The 15,400-nt window shown below is 71.6% G+C and carries 13 protein-coding genes; 7 read left to right on the top strand and 6 right to left on the bottom strand.

The window, feature by feature from the left end:
- A complete protein-coding gene (locus QOM21_RS35540; protein ID WP_407555212.1) occupies positions 1–1,251 on the top strand; it encodes a cation:proton antiporter in 1,251 nt (416 codons plus the stop codon).
- An 89-nt stretch (positions 1,252–1,340) separates the two neighbouring features.
- On the opposite strand, the gene QOM21_RS35535 is transcribed toward QOM21_RS35540, so the two are convergent.
- Positions 1,341–2,945: a TIGR03086 family metal-binding protein gene (locus QOM21_RS35535; RefSeq protein ID WP_407555211.1), complete on the bottom strand. Its 1,605-nt coding sequence runs from the start codon at positions 2,943–2,945 to the stop codon at positions 1,341–1,343.
- Positions 2,946–3,118: 173 nt separating this feature from the next.
- Between QOM21_RS35535 and QOM21_RS35530 the strand changes: the two genes are divergently transcribed.
- Positions 3,119–3,544, top strand: a complete 426-nt coding sequence (locus QOM21_RS35530; RefSeq protein WP_407555210.1) for a hypothetical protein — start codon at positions 3,119–3,121, stop codon at positions 3,542–3,544.
- A gap of 152 nt (positions 3,545–3,696) precedes the next feature.
- On the opposite strand, the gene rox is transcribed toward QOM21_RS35530, so the two are convergent.
- From rox to QOM21_RS35505, 5 genes are all read right to left on the bottom strand, one after another.
- Positions 3,697–5,124 carry a rifampin monooxygenase gene (rox, locus tag QOM21_RS35525; RefSeq protein WP_407555209.1) on the bottom strand — a complete coding sequence of 476 codons (1,428 nt, stop codon included), beginning with the start codon at positions 5,122–5,124 and terminating at the stop codon, positions 3,697–3,699.
- A 739-nt stretch (positions 5,125–5,863) separates the two neighbouring features.
- Complete coding sequence (locus QOM21_RS35520; RefSeq protein WP_407555208.1) at positions 5,864–6,577, bottom strand: DUF2470 domain-containing protein; 714 nt, start codon at positions 6,575–6,577, stop codon at positions 5,864–5,866.
- A gap of 86 nt (positions 6,578–6,663) precedes the next feature.
- Positions 6,664–7,458, bottom strand: a complete 795-nt coding sequence (locus QOM21_RS35515; RefSeq protein ID WP_407555207.1) for an ABC transporter ATP-binding protein — start codon at positions 7,456–7,458, stop codon at positions 6,664–6,666.
- A gap of 5 nt (positions 7,459–7,463) precedes the next feature.
- Positions 7,464–8,531, bottom strand: a complete 1,068-nt coding sequence (locus QOM21_RS35510; protein WP_407555206.1) for a FecCD family ABC transporter permease — start codon at positions 8,529–8,531, stop codon at positions 7,464–7,466.
- Positions 8,528–9,613 carry a FecCD family ABC transporter permease gene (locus QOM21_RS35505; RefSeq protein WP_407555205.1) on the bottom strand — a complete coding sequence of 362 codons (1,086 nt, stop codon included), beginning with the start codon at positions 9,611–9,613 and terminating at the stop codon, positions 8,528–8,530. The genes QOM21_RS35510 and QOM21_RS35505 overlap by 4 nt, the downstream gene beginning before the upstream one ends.
- A 162-nt stretch (positions 9,614–9,775) precedes the next feature.
- Between QOM21_RS35505 and QOM21_RS35500 the strand changes: the two genes are divergently transcribed.
- Genes QOM21_RS35500 through QOM21_RS35480 form a run of 5 tightly spaced genes read left to right on the top strand, consistent with a single transcriptional unit; the run spans position 9,776 to position 15,361 of the window.
- Complete coding sequence (locus QOM21_RS35500; protein ID WP_407555204.1) at positions 9,776–10,756, top strand: ABC transporter substrate-binding protein; 981 nt, start codon at positions 9,776–9,778, stop codon at positions 10,754–10,756.
- Positions 10,753–11,550, top strand: coding sequence for a 2,3-dihydro-2,3-dihydroxybenzoate dehydrogenase (locus tag QOM21_RS35495; protein WP_407555203.1), 798 nt, complete (start codon positions 10,753–10,755; stop codon positions 11,548–11,550). Before QOM21_RS35500 ends, QOM21_RS35495 begins: the two co-directional genes overlap by 4 nt.
- Before the next feature lie 58 nt (positions 11,551–11,608).
- The gene (locus QOM21_RS35490) at positions 11,609–12,823 is read left to right on the top strand and encodes an isochorismate synthase (protein WP_407555202.1); all 1,215 of its coding nucleotides are present in this window, start codon (positions 11,609–11,611) and stop codon (positions 12,821–12,823) included.
- The gene (locus QOM21_RS35485) at positions 12,820–14,478 is read left to right on the top strand and encodes a (2,3-dihydroxybenzoyl)adenylate synthase (RefSeq protein WP_407555201.1); all 1,659 of its coding nucleotides are present in this window, start codon (positions 12,820–12,822) and stop codon (positions 14,476–14,478) included. Before QOM21_RS35490 ends, QOM21_RS35485 begins: the two co-directional genes overlap by 4 nt.
- A gap of 13 nt (positions 14,479–14,491) precedes the next feature.
- Positions 14,492–15,361: an isochorismatase family protein gene (locus tag QOM21_RS35480; protein WP_407555200.1), complete on the top strand. Its 870-nt coding sequence runs from the start codon at positions 14,492–14,494 to the stop codon at positions 15,359–15,361.
- Positions 15,362–15,400: the final 39 nt, after the last annotated feature.

Here is a 15,400-nt window from a genome sequence, read left to right as displayed (position 1 = left end):
ATGCACTCCTCCGCGATATTCCTGATCGAATTCGGCGCGATCATCCTCGCGCTGGGGCTGCTGGGCCGGTTCGCCGGACGCTTCCAGTTCTCCCCGATACCCCTCTACCTGCTCGCCGGTCTCGCCTTCGGCGAGGGCGGGCTGCTCCCGCTGGGGGCGAGCGAGGAGTTCGTCGCCATCGGTGCCGAGATCGGCGTCATCCTGCTCCTGCTGATGCTCGGCCTGGAGTACACGGCGAGCGACCTGGTCTCCAACCTGAAAACCCAGTACCCGGCCGGCCTCGTCGACTTCACCCTCAACGCCCTGCCCGGCGCGGGGATGGCCCTGCTCCTGGGCTGGGGTCCGGTCGCAGCCGTCGTCCTGGCGGGCGTCACCTGGATCTCCTCCTCCGGTGTCATCGCCAAGGTGATGGGCGATCTGGGCCGTCTCGGCAACCGGGAAACCCCGGTCATCCTGAGTGTTCTGGTGCTGGAGGACTTGGCCATGGCCGTCTACCTCCCCATCATCACCGCTCTGCTCGCCGGGGTGAGCCTTGCCGCGGGCAGCCTCACCCTCGCCATCGCACTCGGGGTCGCGGGCCTGGTCCTCTTCCTCGCCGTACGTTTCGGACGGGTCATCTCCCGCTTCGTCTCCAGCGACGACCCCGAGAAGCTCCTCCTGGTCGTGCTCGGGCTGACCCTGCTGGTCGCCGGTATCGCCCAGCAGCTTCAGGTCTCCGCCGCCGTAGGCGCGTTCCTGGTCGGCATCGCCTTGTCCGGGGAGGTCGCCGAGGGCGCGCACAACCTCCTGAGTCCGCTGCGCGACCTGTTCGCCGCGGTGTTCTTCGTCTTCTTCGGCCTGCACACCGACCCCGCCAGCATCCCGCCGGTCATCCTGCCCGCCCTCGCCCTGGCGCTCGTCACGGCCGCGACGAAGATCGCCACCGGCTACTGGGCCGCGCGCCGGGCCGGGATCTCCGTCAAGGGCCGCTGGCGGGCCGGCGGCACACTCGTCGCCCGGGGCGAGTTCTCCATCGTCATCGCGGGGCTCGCCGTAACTGCCGGCATCGAACCGGCCCTCGGCCCCCTGGCCACCGCCTACGTCCTCGTACTGGTCATCATCGGGCCCCTCACCGCCCGCTACACCCAGCCGGTGGCCGGCTACCTCACCGGGCGCTTCCGGCGGGCTCGCGCTGTTGAATCGACCCCGATCCCGGCACCCACACGGGAGGCGCTGGAGCCGGTGGACGACAGCTCCGTCGGCCGGTCGTGAGCCAGGGCACCTGAGCAGCAGGTCCGTGAACCCGGCAATGCGGCCACGGCCGGCCGCGTAGCCCCGACCACTCCCGAGGTGGTCGGGGCTCAGGTGATCGTCCGGCCGAGGCAGCCGGCCAGACGGTCAAGTGCGGTCGCGCCGGAGGGAACCGGCCGGGGCGGGGCGAAGGAGCCGCCTTCGGTGCGGGGCAGGCTGCCGTAGATCTGCTGCACCACCGGGAGCGCCGCTTCCGCGAGATCCGGGACGAGGTCGCGCGGATGTCCGATGGCCGTGGCCAGGTCCCAGCCGTGCACCGGCATCTCGATGACCAGCTGCTCGACGACTCGCCGACCAGGAGCCGGGCCGTACCGCTGTTCCAGCATGCCCGGGCGGCGGAACGCGGCGAGTGCGCTGTGCGCGGCGGCGTGGAAGGCCGCGACGTGGTCCTCTCCGAGGTGGTCGGCGGCGAAGTCGGAGGGCGGCGCGCCGTCGGCCATGCCGGACCACAGCAGGTTCTCCCACACCAGGAGGTCGAGCAGGGTGCGAACATCCCAGTCGGCGCATGGCGTCGGCAGGGCGAACATGCTCGGGTCCACTGCGGAGACGAGACCTCCCACGGTGCGCAGCACGCGCTCGCAGGCGTCGAGCAGGCCCGCCGGTTCCCAGGCGTCGGCCCCTGCGTCGTAGAGTGCGCCGAGTTCCGTGCTGCGCGCTCCGGGCTCGGGATTGGTACGCAGTGCAGTCATCAGCCAGTTGCCGGCCGCTGCCAAACTCGGCCGCGCGGGCGCGCCGTTGATGATGCACAGCAGCTGCCCGTAGCGCTCGACGCGCACATCGGAGGCGACTTCGAGCTGTTCCAGCAGCAGGCGCCGTGCCGGTGGGCCGTCGGCGCGCACGTCATCACCAGCCTGGATCTGTGTCTGTGTGGGGAGCCAGACCGCGACGACGGCCGCGACGACGGCGTCGGCCGCCGGTGAGTCCGGGGCGATCCCCTCACGCATCGCTCCGTGCACCCGTTCCGTCCAGTCGTCGGTGACCCGCTGTGCGGCCCGGAGGGTGTCGTCGTCGTGTTCGCCGGGGGCGTGCTCGGCGGCGTACTGCGCCATGCGGCGCATTCCGGAGCGCAGAGCGGGGTCCGTCACCAGCTCGCTCAGTTCGATCCAGGCGTCGACCTGCTCGTCCGTGGGGTGATCGGGAAGTTCCGGGGTGGCGGCCAGCAGGCCGCGGCGGTAGGTCGGTACGTCCAGGTCTCCGAGCGTCTCCGTCACGAACTCATGGATGATCGTGCGGCGTTCGACCGCGGTCAGGCGGGCAGTCCGGTTCATGAAGGCGAGTCCTTCTGCAGTGGTTCCGCGGCGGGTGACGGAGCGCAGCACCGCCTGCTGCGAGCGCAGCAGGCGGATCTGCTCCCCCAGTGCGTCGGCGTGAGCCGCGGCCACCTCCGCCAAGGTCTGCTCGCGGTCGAGTACCTCCCGGATCGCCGGGAGGCCGAGCCCGAGGTCCCGCAGGGTCCGCGCCAGCTCCAGTCTGGCCAGGGACTCAGGGGCGAACACGCGGTATCCGGCCGGGGTCCGCCCGGCCGGCGGCACCAGCCCCATTTCGGACCAGTGCCGGATGAGCTTCACCGACAGCCCGGTCTTCCGCGCAACCTCGCCGATGCTCCACAGCACCTCGTCGTCGACGTACATGTGCCCCACCCTCGGCTCTCCCACGGTGGGAGAGTCAATCACCCGGCCACGCACCTGACCTGCGCCGAACCGGGCGCCTGCACGGGACAGACCCTCCTACCTCTGGGTCGAACAAGGCTGAAGGTGTGCCCGAAAATGGTCGCGCACGTGTTTGATCTTTTGTATCGTCAGAACACCACTGACCAGGGGGGATTTCCATGATTCGTCGTGTCTCGATGGCAGCCGCTGCGTGTGCGGCCGTCGGTTTCTCGCTTCTCACCGTTCCGGCTCATGCGGCTGGGGCCGAGGCGTCGCCCACCCACGCGTCGCAGAAGGTGATGTCGGGGTCGGACCATGTCAAGTGCACCACCTTGAGCAAGGGACAGCTCTGTATCGCCATGAACAGCCGGCCCCAGTCCATCGATGTCTTCTACACCAAAAAGGGTGGCGCGAACGTCAAGGCGCAGCTCGGGTATCGCATGGGCGGTTCGTCGTCGTACGACAGGCTTGAGACCATCAGCGACGGCGACCGGGCCACCAGTACCTGGAAGATGAGCTGGCCCTGCAAGAAGGCCGTTGGCCTGATCAAGGTCAAGGGGCAGGGGACCTTCGAAACCCCGGCAGCGGTATTCCCGGGCTGCTGATGAGGCAGCACGGGACTACCAGGGGGAAGTGAGCCGGGGAGCAAGGCGGAGGAGCGTCCTCGTACTGGGCGTACCACCGACAACAGCATCCCCTAGGGGCCCGCCAGGCGCGGGCCCCTCTCGCATGTCCGCATCGGCCGGACCCTGCCGGCTCAACCAGCGGCAGTGCCGAACCAGTTGGGCAGCAGACGGAGCAGATCCTGCTGGTCCTCGCCGACCCACACCACATGTCCGTCCGGCCGCAGCAGCACCGCCGGCACATCCAGTTCCTCACTGACATCGACGACGTGGTCGACCCGGTCCGCCCAGCCCGCCACCGAGAGCCTGCCGGTCTGGTCGAGCAGCAGGCCGCGGCCGGCGTGCATCAGCCCGTAGAGGCGACCGCGCTTCAGCTCCACGTCCCGCAGCCGTCGGCCGAGCAGTTCATGTCCCTCGCCGAAGTCGTAGCGGACCCCGATCGCGATGATCTTCTCGATGAGGTGCCGGTTCACCTCGTCGAAGTCCATCAGTTCCGTCAGCAGACGCCGCACCGACCGGGGGCCCGGCTCGGTGGACATCAGCTGCATCTGCGCGCGGGTGTTCTCCAGCACGTCGGCTGCCACCGGGTGTCGTTCGGTGTGATAGCTGTCCAGCAACCCCTCCGGCGCCCAGCCGCGGATCTCGGCGGCCAGCTTCCAGCCGAGGTTGAACGCGTCCTGGACACCGAGGTTGAGCCCCTGCCCGCCGACCGGCGGGTGGATGTGCGCCGCGTCGCCGGCCAGCAGCACACGGTCGGCCCGGTAGCGCTCGGCCTGCCGGGTGGCGTCCCCGAAACGCGACAGCCAACGCGGCGAGTGCACGCCGAAGTCGGTGCCGGCGGTCACCCTCATCCGCTCCTTGAACTCCTCGAAGGTCGGCGGAACCGAGCGGTCCTCGGCCACCCCCGCCGCAGGCACGACGACGCGGTACAGGTCCTCCCCGAGGGGCATGGCACCGAACCGAATCTGGGTCTTGCGGACCTCGGCCATCACGGAGGTCAGCGTCTCCGGCGGCACGGCCACCTTCATCTCGCCCAACAGCGTCTCGACCTTGGCGGGCTCTCCGGGGAAGCCGACGCGGAGCAGCTTGCGCACCGTGCTGCGGCCGCCGTCGCAGCCGACGAGGTAGCGCGAGCGCAACTCGGTGCCGTCGGCCAGCTCGGCGGTCACCCCATGTGCGTCCTGGCTCAGCCCGACCAGTTCGCAGCCGCGCCGGATCTCGACGCCGACCTCGGCGGCGTGCTCGGCCAGCAGCCGGTCGGTGACGGTCTGCGGGATACCGAGGATGTACGGATGTGCGGTGTCCAGCCGGTCCGGCGCGGTTTTGGTGATCCCGGCGAAGAGGCTGGCGACCGGGTACTGCTTGCCGGCCGCGAGGAACCGCTCCAGCAGGCCGCGCTGGTCCATCACCTCGATGCTGCGCGCGTGCAGACCGAGCGAGCGGACGACCCTGGTCGGTTCCACCTCCCTCTCCAGCACGACCACGTGCACACCGTGCAGCCGCAGCTCGCCGGCCAGCATCAAGCCGGTCGGACCGCCGCCGACCACGATCACGTCAATCATGAGGACCCCCCAATTCAATAGCCTGCATTTCGCCGGCTGCTCAGCGCATTCCGGCGGCACGCCCCGCACTTGGCGCCGCGTGCGTAACCGCCCGCGTGGCGTACCGGCGGTTCGGCGTCCCGCGAGACCCGTACGTGAAGGAGAGTGCACGTACTTCGGGAAGCGCTGATTTCCGCAGGTTGCGGCTTCGATCGGAGATTCTGCATCACGACCCGGGGCTTGCCGCAAGGCCCCCGGTGCGCTATACATTAAAAGTGGCAAGGAGTGATTGACCTCCTTGCCATTGCTTTTTGTCCCCGCTGTGGACGGACAAGTCCCTCTCGAAGCGATGCCGCGTCGCATACGGCACAGGGGCCCTACGCCGTGTCCTTTCGGACGTTCGGCATTTCCGGCCCCCTCACGCATTCCTGGCGCCTTCGGTACAGCGTGTTGCCGGGTGTACGCGTTGCGGTGTCAGGGCGCCAAGGACCGTCGTGACAGCGGCGCAATTGCCCCTCCGCGAGGGGTGGTTGACCAGGGACGCCACCTTCGTCAATCCGGGGCGGGGTTTCGGCGGCCAGCTCCGCAGCGTCGCCCGCGGGCCGTTGGAGCGGGTCGCGGCGCGGGGCCGGTTCGGGGCGTGGAGGTGGCGGAGGCGTGTAGAGGGCGATCGCGGCCGGAGTGGCGGCGATGATCGCCGCCACCTGTCCGGTGGGCGCGGCGTGGGCCCGCGTCGCGGGTGACCGGCCGGGGCGCGCAGTCATGAGCATGCGCGGAGCCGCCGGGCGGGGCGGCTCGGGGCGGCGGCGCGCGCGAGCAGGGTGCGGATCTCCCGCTTCACCTGGCCGCAATGGCTCACCGGCGCCGAGAAGGGCAGTCGGGCATCGATTCCGCCGCGGGTGTCTTCGAGCCGCAGCACCAGGCCGTAGCGGTCGAGTCGCACCGGACGGACCCGGGTGACGCCGAGAAGGAGTCCGGCCGGAAGCAGGGCTGCCAGCCGTGTCGCGGTGTCGGTGCGCGCCGCGTCCAGATGGGCGAGCAGATCCGCCTCGTACCGCGCCAGCGGGTCGGGCTTGGCGGCGGCCAGCTCTTCCGGGTCGATGCACAAGATGTCGCCGCCCAGGGCGAGTGCGGCGTGCACGGGTCGGAATGGCCAACCTTCAGCGGGTCCGCGTGGGGAGAGGTGTCCCCGCAGTGTCAGCCGCGCACGAACACGCCGGCGGACGGCAATCGGTGCGACGTCGGTGAGCTCCAGTTCCGCGGCGAGGTCCCCTCGGGGCGCTTTCGCGAGATCGGTTCGCCAATGGCTCACCCGGGGTTCGGCCAGCGTCAGCCGGCCCGAGGACTGCACCGTGTGCGCGCCGAGCAGCTTGTTTCGCCCGCCCTCCGTGGTGACCGTGAGCGAAGAAGCCGCCGCCAGTATCGAGCGGGCACGCTCCGCGGTGGTGGGTTCCGTGCGACGGCTCACCTTCATCAGCGCTCCTCCTCATTAGGTAAGGCTTACCTTACTGGGCTGATGCTGTGAGGGCCAGCCCGCCGCGCTCCTGGCACGGCGCGGCGTCAGAGCACCGTGCGGGAGCGCGGGACGACCACCGGCGAGGCGTCGCCCGGGGCTCGGAGGATGTCGGCGTCGAGGGCGTAGAGCTCCTTGACCAGAGCCTCGTCAACGGTGTCGCGCGGGGACCCCTGAGCGATGATGCGGCCGTCCTTCATCGCGATCACGGTGTCGGAGTAGCGGGCGGCTGCGGCCAGGTCGTGCTGGACCATGACGACCGTGCGGCCGCTCGCGGCGACCTCGCGGACGAGTTCGAGGACATCGACGACATGGCCGAGGTCGAGGGCGCTGGTGGGTTCGTCGAGGAGTACGACGGGGGTGTGTTGCGCGAGGGCCATCGCGAGCCAACAGCGCTGGCGTTGGCCGCCGGAGAGCCTGTCGAGCCGTTCGGCCGCGAGGTCCTGGGTGCCGGTGGCCTCCAGCGCCTCGCGCACCGCCAGTTCATCCGCGCGCGACCATTGCCGCAGCAGGCCCTGGTGGGGGTGGCGCCCGTAGCGGACGAGCCCGGCCACGGTCACGGCCTCGGGGGCGCGCGGCGTCTGGGGCAGCAAGGCAATGCGGCGGGCGGCCTGGCGGCGGCTCAGGTGCCAGATGTCGGCACCGTCGGCCCGGACCGTACCGGAGTCCGGTCGGTGGAGCCGGGCGACGGCGCGCAACAGGGTCGACTTGCCGCAGCCGTTGGGGCCGACGATGGAGGCGACCTGCCCCGCCTGCACGGCGAGTTCGGCGTCCTTGACGACGGCGCGGCCCGGGTATCCGGCGTTCAGTCCGTGCACTTCGAGCCCCGACGTGGTGGTCATGCTGGTCATGCCTTTCCGGTGGTCCGGTCCGCGCGGAAGAGGACCCAGAGGAGGAAGGGGCCGCCGAGGACGCTGGTGACGACGCCGACGGGGAGTTCGACGGGCGCGATGACGCGGCCCAGCGCGTCGGCCGCGACGATGAGTGCGGCCCCGGTCAGGGCGGAGCCGAGGACCGGGACGCGAGTGGGGCCGCTCAGCCGCTGCGCGAGGATCGGGGCGCCCAGGGCCACGAAGGAGATGGGTCCGCCGACGCCGACCGCGAGCCCGGCCAGGGCCACGGCGAGGGCGAGCGCGGCGGCCCGCACACGTCGCAGGTCGACGCCGAGGCAGGACGCCATGTCGTCGTCGAAGCGCAGGAGTTGGAGCCGGTGTCCCACGGCCAGGGAGAGCGGCACCAGGACGACAAGGGCGGCCAGGAAGGGAGTGCCGACCCCCCAGTCGCGCCCGTTGAGGCTCCCGACGGCCCAGAGGAACACTCCGCCCGCGGTGTTGTCGTTCTCGCGGGACATGACGAGATCGCTCACCGCCCCGAGGAAGGTGGAGACTCCGATGCCGACCACCAGGACGCGGTAGCCGCGGCTGCCCGCCCCGCCCGCGCAGAGCACGACGAGGACGGCGGCGGCGACCGCGCCGAGTGGACCGAGCCACCAGTCCCCGACCATGCCGGTCGCGGAGCCGGCCGCGGTGGCGACGACGGCTGCGGTGGCTCCTTCGTTGACCCCGATGAGGTCGGGGGTGGCGAGGCGGTTGCCGGCGAGCGTCTGGGTGAGGCAGCCGGCCAGGCCGAGGGCGGCGCCGACCATGAGGCCGACGACGACGCGCGGCAGCCGGAAGTCCCGCACGATCATGGTGGTGCCGGCGTCGCCGGCGCCCAGCAGCCCCGAGAGGGTCTGGGACAGGCTCATGCCCGTCGAACTCGCCGTGACGGCAAGGGCGACGAGGAGCAGGAGCAGCGGGACGAGGAGGGCGGCGGCGAGCGCGCTGCGGCGTGGGAAGAGCCAGGAGAGGGTGCCGGTGCGCAGGACCGTGCTGTCGGGCGGGGTGACCGCCGGGCCCGTGAGGGATGTGGTCATGTCGAGGCTCCTGCGGTGGACAGACGGGAGGAGCGGGCTATCCAGACGAGCAGCGGCCCGCCCACCATGGCGAGCAGCACGCTCACCGGGGTCTCCCAGGGCCGGATGACGACGCGGGCGAGGATGTCGGCGAGGATCATGATGTCGGCCGCGATCAGCGCGGAGAGGGCGAGTTGGGCCGTCATCTGTGCCCCGGCCAGTGTCCGTGCGGCATAGGGGGCGAGCAGCCCGAGAAAGGCGATGGGGCCGGCCACCGCGACCGCGCAGCCGGCCAGCAGCGAGACGGCCGCCGCGACGACCACGCGGACCAGGCCGGGGCGGTGGCCCAAAGAGCGGGCACTGTCGTCGCCGAGGCCGAGTGCGGACAGGGGGCGGGCGCTCCCGAAGGCGACGAGCAGGCCGATGCCCGCCACCGGCAGCAGCGGCAGGAGGTCGGCGGTCTCGACTCCGGCGAGGGACCCGATCGTCCAGTACCGGTAGGTGTCGAAGGTCGATTGGGTCCCGAGCAGTACGTACGAGGTCAGGCCGTGGAAGGTGGCCCCGAGAGCCGATCCGGCGAGTACCAGTCGCAGCGGGGAGCCGGCCGTGCGTCCGGACGCGGAGAACAGCAGGACGACGGCGCTCGCGGCCATCCCGCCCAACAGCGCCCACAGCAACAGGGCGGAGGACGACGTCGCGCCGAAGAAGGTCAGCCCGAGGACCACCGCGAACGCCGCACCGGAGTTGACCCCGAGCAGTCCGGTCTCGGCGAGCGGATTGCGGGTCGCGGCCTGCAGCAGAGACCCGGCCGTGCCCAGGCAGACACCGACGAGCACGGCGGCCAGGGTGCGCGGGAGGCGTACGTCCATCACGGCGAGCCGGAGTTGGGCATCGGCTCGCGCGGTGGGATCCCCGCTGAGGTAGTCCCAGGCGCGGGCGGCGGAGCTGGAGCCGGTGCCGATGAGCAGCGAGAGCAGCAACAGGCCCAGCAGCAGGGCGAAGAGCGCGGTGGCTGCCCGAAGAGCGGGGCGCGAGGGGGACGGCGCACGCCGGAGGCCCCCGGAACCGTCTGTTGTCGGCCACTCCCCTTGTGTAATTGGCATATGGTTAGCCTAACCTAAGTTCACCCCGCCCCGGCCGGGTGGATCATGCGGCACCTTTATGCCCAAAAAGAGGCGTATGTGCCGCACATCGCTCTCACCGCATCACAGCGAAGTCCGTCCTGCGCGGATCAGCTCTGCGTCGAACAACGGAGATTTCACGTCATGTTGCTCTTCACTTCCCGTCGCGCCGCCCGCCCCGTCGTCGCGGCCACCCTCCTCGCCGCTTGCGCGTTGACGGTGTCCGCCTGCGGCTCCCCCGACCAGGGGACCGACGGCGGGGACTCACCGGGCACGGCCGGTCCGGCCTCGATCACCGACGCGACCGGCACGAAGGTGAAGGTGCCCGCCGCGCCCCGACGGATCGTTGCCCTCAGCGAGATGGACCTGGACTCGGCCCTCGCGCTCGGCGTCAAGCCGGTCGGGCTGACCGCCGGGCGTGGCCAGCACGGCGCTCCCGGGTATCTCGCCGGACAGGCCAAGGGCATACCGGTCGTGGGCGCGGTGACCGGACCGGACCTCGAAAAGGTCATCCGCTCCAGACCGGACGTCATCCTCGCCGGACAGACGGCGGACGCGCAGGTGCTCCAGCAGCTGCGCAAGATCGCCCCGACCGTCGTCACCATCGACAAGACCAAGGACTGGAAGAAGTCCCTCGTCCTCACGGGCAAGGCCATCGGCAAGTCCGACCGGGCCGAGAAGTTCCTCGCCGCGTACGACACCAAGGTCGCCGCGCTCAAGAAGGACCTCGGCCCCCGCGCCACGGCGCGCGTGTCCGTCGCCCGCTACTCGGCGAAGGGCACGGCCGTCATGCAGCAGGGCGTGTTCATCAGCGACGTCCTCAAGGACCTCGGCTTCAAGCGGCCGGGCCTCCAGAACCGGAAGGGCGAGGGCCACTCGACGCCGATCAGCGACGAGAACCTCCAGCAGATCGACGGCGACTGGCTGTTCATCGGCACCCTCTCCAGCACCGGCCCGGACGCCGGACTGCTCGACAAGCTGGCCGACAAGCCAGCCTACCGGCAGCTGAAGGCCGTGAGCGACAAGCACGTGACCATGATCGACGGCTCCAAGTGGACCAGCCTGGGTGGCGCCGAGGCCGCCGTCTCGACGCTCAACGACATCCGCAAGGCCATGGTCAAGTGAGCGCCGACCAGGAGCTCTCGGGCCGGCTCGCCCTCGTGACGGGGGCGGGTCGGGGCATCGGCGAGGCGGTGGTGCGCGCGCTCGTCGCGCGCGGTGCCCACGTCGTCGCCACCGATCTGGCCCCCGACGGAGTCGAGAAGCTCGCCGCGGAGTACCCGGAGCAGATCACCGCCCGCGCCCTCGACGTCACGGACCCCGCTGCCGTCGAACATCTCGTCGCCGAGACCGAGACCGTGCTCGGCCCGCTGGACATCGCCGTCAACGTCGCCGGAATCCTGCGGAGTTCGACCGTCCTGGAGCTGACCGACGAGGACTGGGCGGCCACCTTCGCCGTCAACACGAACGGCGTGCTGCACACCTCACGGGCCGCCGCCCGCCGGATGGCCGACCGGGGCAGCGGCAGCATCGTCACGGTCGCGTCCAACGCGGCCGGGATCCCCCGCGCGGGCATGTCCGCCTACGCCGCCTCCAAGGCCGCGGCCGTCATGTTCACCAAGTGCCTGGGCCTTGAGGTGGCCGCGCGGGGCGTCCGCTGCAACACCGTGTCGCCCGGCTCGACCCTGACGGACATGCAGCGCGCCATGTGGAACGACTCCGGCTGCACGGACGAAGCGGCCGCCGCCCGGCGCGTCATCGAAGGGGATCTGGCGGCGCACCGCACCGGCATCCCGCTCGGCCGGATCGCCGACCCGGCCGACATCGCCGAGGCCGTCGTCTTCCTGGTCTCCGACCGCGCCCGTCACATCACCATGCACGAGCTGTACGTCGACGGCGGAGCGACGCTGCGGGGCTGAAGTGCCCCGCCACTCCCCCACTCCTGACTCCGGCTCGTGCCCCTTACTGGAGACACCCATGTCTGCCTCGCTGCGCGAACCCACCGCGCCCCTCTCCGACCCCACGCTGCCCGCGCTGCTCGACCCCGGCGCGGCGACGGCCCTGCTCGACGCCTACCGCCCCGGTGAGGACCGGTTCCTCGGCACGCCCGGCCACACCCTGCTCGCCCACGGCACCGCCGCCCTCCTGCCGCACGACTCGCGGCCGGTGGCACAGCGGGTGGCGGACGTGCTCGGCGCCCGGCGCAGCGCGGGCGACCCGGCGCCGATCGTCGTCGGCTCGCTGCCCTTCGCCCCGGATGCGCCGCCGGCGCTCGCCGTCCCGCGGTCCGTGCGATGGGCGCCGCCCCTGCACCAGGACCCGCTGATCGCGCTGCCCGTCCCGTCCGACGAGGACACCGACTGGCAGGTGCGGGAGGTGCCTTCGGCCGAGCGGTACGGCGAGGCCGTCGCCGCCGCGGTCGCCCGGATGCGGGCAGGGGAGTTCGACAAGGTCGTCCTGGCCCGGACGCTGGAGCTGACGGCTCCGCGGGAGCCGGATCTGCCCGCCATGCTGCGCCGGCTGGCGCGCCGCGATCCGTCCGGCTACACCTTCGCCGTCCCCAGCGGTCCTGGCCGGACCCTGATCGGCGCCAGCCCCGAACTGCTCGTCGCCCGTCGCGGCGGGCTGCTCACCGCCAACCCGCTGGCCGGCTCCGCGCCCCGCAGCGCCGACCTGGCCGAGGACGTCCGGCGGGCGGCCGCGCTGCTCGAATCGCCGAAGGACCTCCACGAACACGCCGTCGTCGTCGACGCCGTGCGCGAGGCGCTCGCGCCGTACTGCACGCGCCTGGACGTGCCCGAGCGGCCGTCGCTCGTGCGCACCGCGGCCCTGTGGCACCTGTCGACGACCATCACCGGTGAGCCGGCCGATCCGGCCGTGTCCGCCCTGGAGTTGGCGGCTGCGATGCACCCGACGCCTGCCGTGTGCGGCACCCCCACCAGCCTTGCGCGGAGCGTCATCGCCGCGTCGGAGCCCTTCGACCGAGGCCCCTACACCGGCATGGTCGGCTGGCAGGACGCGGACGGCGACGGCGAATGGGTCGTGACGATCCGCTGTGCCGAAGCGGAGGGCCGCATGCTGCGTCTGTTCGCCGGAGCGGGCGTGGTCGCCGCCTCCACACCGCAGGCCGAGACCGCGGAGACCGGCGCCAAGTTCCGCACCTTCCTCAGTGCCGTCGGAGCCTCGCTGTGAGCACCGAGGCGGGAGCCCCCGCCACCACGCCCGGCCTGGACGCCCCCACCTGGCCGGAGGAGTTCGCCGAGCGCTACCGCTCCGCCGGCTACTGGCGGGGGGAGACCTTCGGCCGGATGCTGCGCGAGCGGGCCGCCGCCCACCCCGACCGCATCGCCCTCGTCGACCCGGCACCCGAGCGCCGTACCTGGACGTACCGGGAGCTCGACGAGCGCGCCGACCGGCTGGCCGCCGGGTTCGCGGCGCGCGGGATAACCAAGGGCGACCGGGTGGTGCTGCAGCTGCCCAACATCGGTGAGTTCATCGAGGTGGTCCTCGCGCTGTTCCGGGTCGGGGCGCTGCCCGTCTACGCGCTGCCCGCGCACCGCGACACCGAGATCGGCTACTTCTGCTCCTTCACCGAGGCCGTGGCGTATGTCATCCCCGACCGGCACGCGGGCTTCGACCACCGGAAGCTCGCCTCGGAGGTCCAGGCGCGGACACCGGGCCTGCGGCACGTCTTCGTCGTCGGTGACCCCGGGGAGCACACCGCGCTGGCCGACGTGCCGCGCGACGCCGACCGAACGATCGACGGGCCCGAACCGCACGAGCTGGCCTTCCTCCAGCTCTCGGGCGGGACGACGGGCGTGCCCAAGCTCATCCCCCGTACCCACGACGACTACCTGTACTCGCTGTGGGGGTCCAACGAGATCTGCGGTGTCGACGACGGCACCCGGTACCTCGTGGTGCTGCCCGCGGCGCACAACTTCCCGATGAGTTCGCCCGGTTGGCTCGGCGTGCTGTACGCCGGGGGCACGGCCGTACTGTGCCCCGGGACCGATCCGGCGACGGCGTTCTCGTTGATCGAGCGGGAACGGATCACGTTGACGGGTCTGGTGCCGCCACTCGCCCTGGTGTGGACGGAGGCCGCGCCGACGACGGAGTACGACCTGTCGAGCCTGGAGGTCGTCCTGGTGGGCGGGGCCAAGTACAGCGAGCAGGCGGCCCGCCGGCTGGAGCCCGCGCTGGGCTGCCGGCTCCAGCAGGTCTTCGGCATGGCCGAGGGCCTGGTCAACTACACCCGGCTCGACGACGATCCGGAGACCGTCGTCACCACGCAGGGGCGGCCGATCTCCCCGGACGACGAGGTCCGGATCGTCGACGACGCCGGACACGAGGTCCCGGAGGGCGGGTTCGGCCATCTCCTCACCCGCGGGCCGTACACGATCCGCGGCTACTGGCGGGCCCCCGAGCACAATGCGACGGCCTTCACCGAGGACGGCTTCTACCGCACCGGCGACATCGTGCGCCGCACCGCCACGGGTCACCTCGTCGTCGAGGGCCGGGCGAAGGACCAGATCAACCGGGGCGGGGAGAAGGTGGCGCCCGAGGAGGTCGAGAACATCATCCTCGCCCACCCGGCCGTGCACGACGTCTCCGTCGTGGCCGTCGCCGACGCCTACCTCGGCGAACGCACACTCGCCTACGTCATCCTGCGCGCCGACGCCGAACCGCTGAAGTCCGTCGCCGTCAAACGCTTCGTCCGCGAACGGGGCGTCGCCGCCTACAAGGTCCCCGACCTCGTCGAGTTCGTCGACGCCTTCCCGCAGACCGGGATCGGCAAGGTCAGCAAGAAGGGGCTGCGGTCCGCCGCGGCCACCACCGAGCAGCACTGAGAGGCCCGCTCCCATGGCACTTCCCGCCATTGCCCCCTACCCCCTGCCGGCCGGGGACGAGCTGCCGGCGAACCGGGTCGCCTGGACGGCCGACCCGGCGCGCGCCGTACTGCTCGTCCACGACCTGCAAAACCATTTCCTCGGCGCCTTCCCGCCCGACGAGCAGCCCCTGACCGGGATGCTCGGCAACGCGACACACCTGGTGGAGCGGTGCCGCGGCCTCGGCGTGCCCGTCGTCTACTCGGCCCAGCGCGGCGGGCAGACGCCCGAGGAGCGAGGGCTGCAGCTGGACTTCTGGGGCCCCGGAGTCGCCGACGACCCGCAGGCCCTCGCCATGCCCGAGGCGCTCGCGCCGCAGGCCGGTGACACGGTCCTGACCAAGTGGAAGTACAGCGCCTTCGTACGCACCGAACTCGAAGCGCTGCTGCGCGAGTCCGGCCGCGACCAGCTGGTGATCATCGGGGTGTACGCGCACATCGGCGTGCTCATGAGCGCGTGCGACGCGTGGATGCGCGACATCCAGGCATTCGTCGTCGCCGACGCCGTCGCCGACTTCTCCCGCGACGACCACGACATGGCGCTGCGCTGGGCCGCCGGCCGCTGCGCGGTCGTCACCACCACCGACGCGCTCTTCACGGAGGACCGACCCGCCATGGCGCTCACCCTGGAACAGATCCGCAGCGATGTCGCCGACTCCCTCGGCGAGACTCCCGCGGACATTCCGCTCGACGAGAATCTCGTGGACTACGGTCTGGACTCCGTCCGCATCATGGCGCTCGTCGAGCGCTGGCGCCGCGACCACGGCGTCGCGGCGACCTTCGTGGACCTCGCCGAGCGCCCGGCCATCGAGGCATGGGCGCCGCTGCTGGGGGTCACCCCGTGACGGTCCTGCTCACCGGCGGCGCCCCGGCGCTCTCCGGCA

Source organism: Streptomyces sp. Pv4-95 (assembly GCF_045782725.1).
Classification (GTDB): Bacteria; Actinomycetota; Actinomycetes; order Streptomycetales; family Streptomycetaceae; genus Streptomyces.
The sequence above is the reverse complement of the archived record's forward strand: the minus strand, read 5'-3'. Positions and strand labels throughout refer to the sequence as shown.

Excerpts from the sequence above, each read along its gene's own strand:
- QOM21_RS35540 (WP_407555212.1), top strand. The coding sequence starts at position 1 with ATGCACTCCTCCGCGATATTCCTGATCGAATTCGGCGCGATCATCCTC.
- QOM21_RS35530 (WP_407555210.1), top strand. The coding sequence starts at position 3,119 with ATGATTCGTCGTGTCTCGATGGCAGCCGCTGCGTGTGCGGCCGTCGGT.
- rox (WP_407555209.1), bottom strand. The coding sequence starts at position 5,124 with ATGATTGACGTGATCGTGGTCGGCGGCGGTCCGACCGGCTTGATGCTG.
- QOM21_RS35520 (WP_407555208.1), bottom strand. The coding sequence starts at position 6,577 with ATGAAGGTGAGCCGTCGCACGGAACCCACCACCGCGGAGCGTGCCCGC.
- QOM21_RS35515 (WP_407555207.1), bottom strand. The coding sequence starts at position 7,458 with ATGACCACCACGTCGGGGCTCGAAGTGCACGGACTGAACGCCGGATAC.
- QOM21_RS35510 (WP_407555206.1), bottom strand. The coding sequence starts at position 8,531 with ATGACCACATCCCTCACGGGCCCGGCGGTCACCCCGCCCGACAGCACG.
- QOM21_RS35505 (WP_407555205.1), bottom strand. The coding sequence starts at position 9,613 with ATGCCAATTACACAAGGGGAGTGGCCGACAACAGACGGTTCCGGGGGC.
- QOM21_RS35500 (WP_407555204.1), top strand. The coding sequence starts at position 9,776 with ATGTTGCTCTTCACTTCCCGTCGCGCCGCCCGCCCCGTCGTCGCGGCC.
- QOM21_RS35490 (WP_407555202.1), top strand. The coding sequence starts at position 11,609 with ATGTCTGCCTCGCTGCGCGAACCCACCGCGCCCCTCTCCGACCCCACG.
- QOM21_RS35480 (WP_407555200.1), top strand. The coding sequence starts at position 14,492 with ATGGCACTTCCCGCCATTGCCCCCTACCCCCTGCCGGCCGGGGACGAG.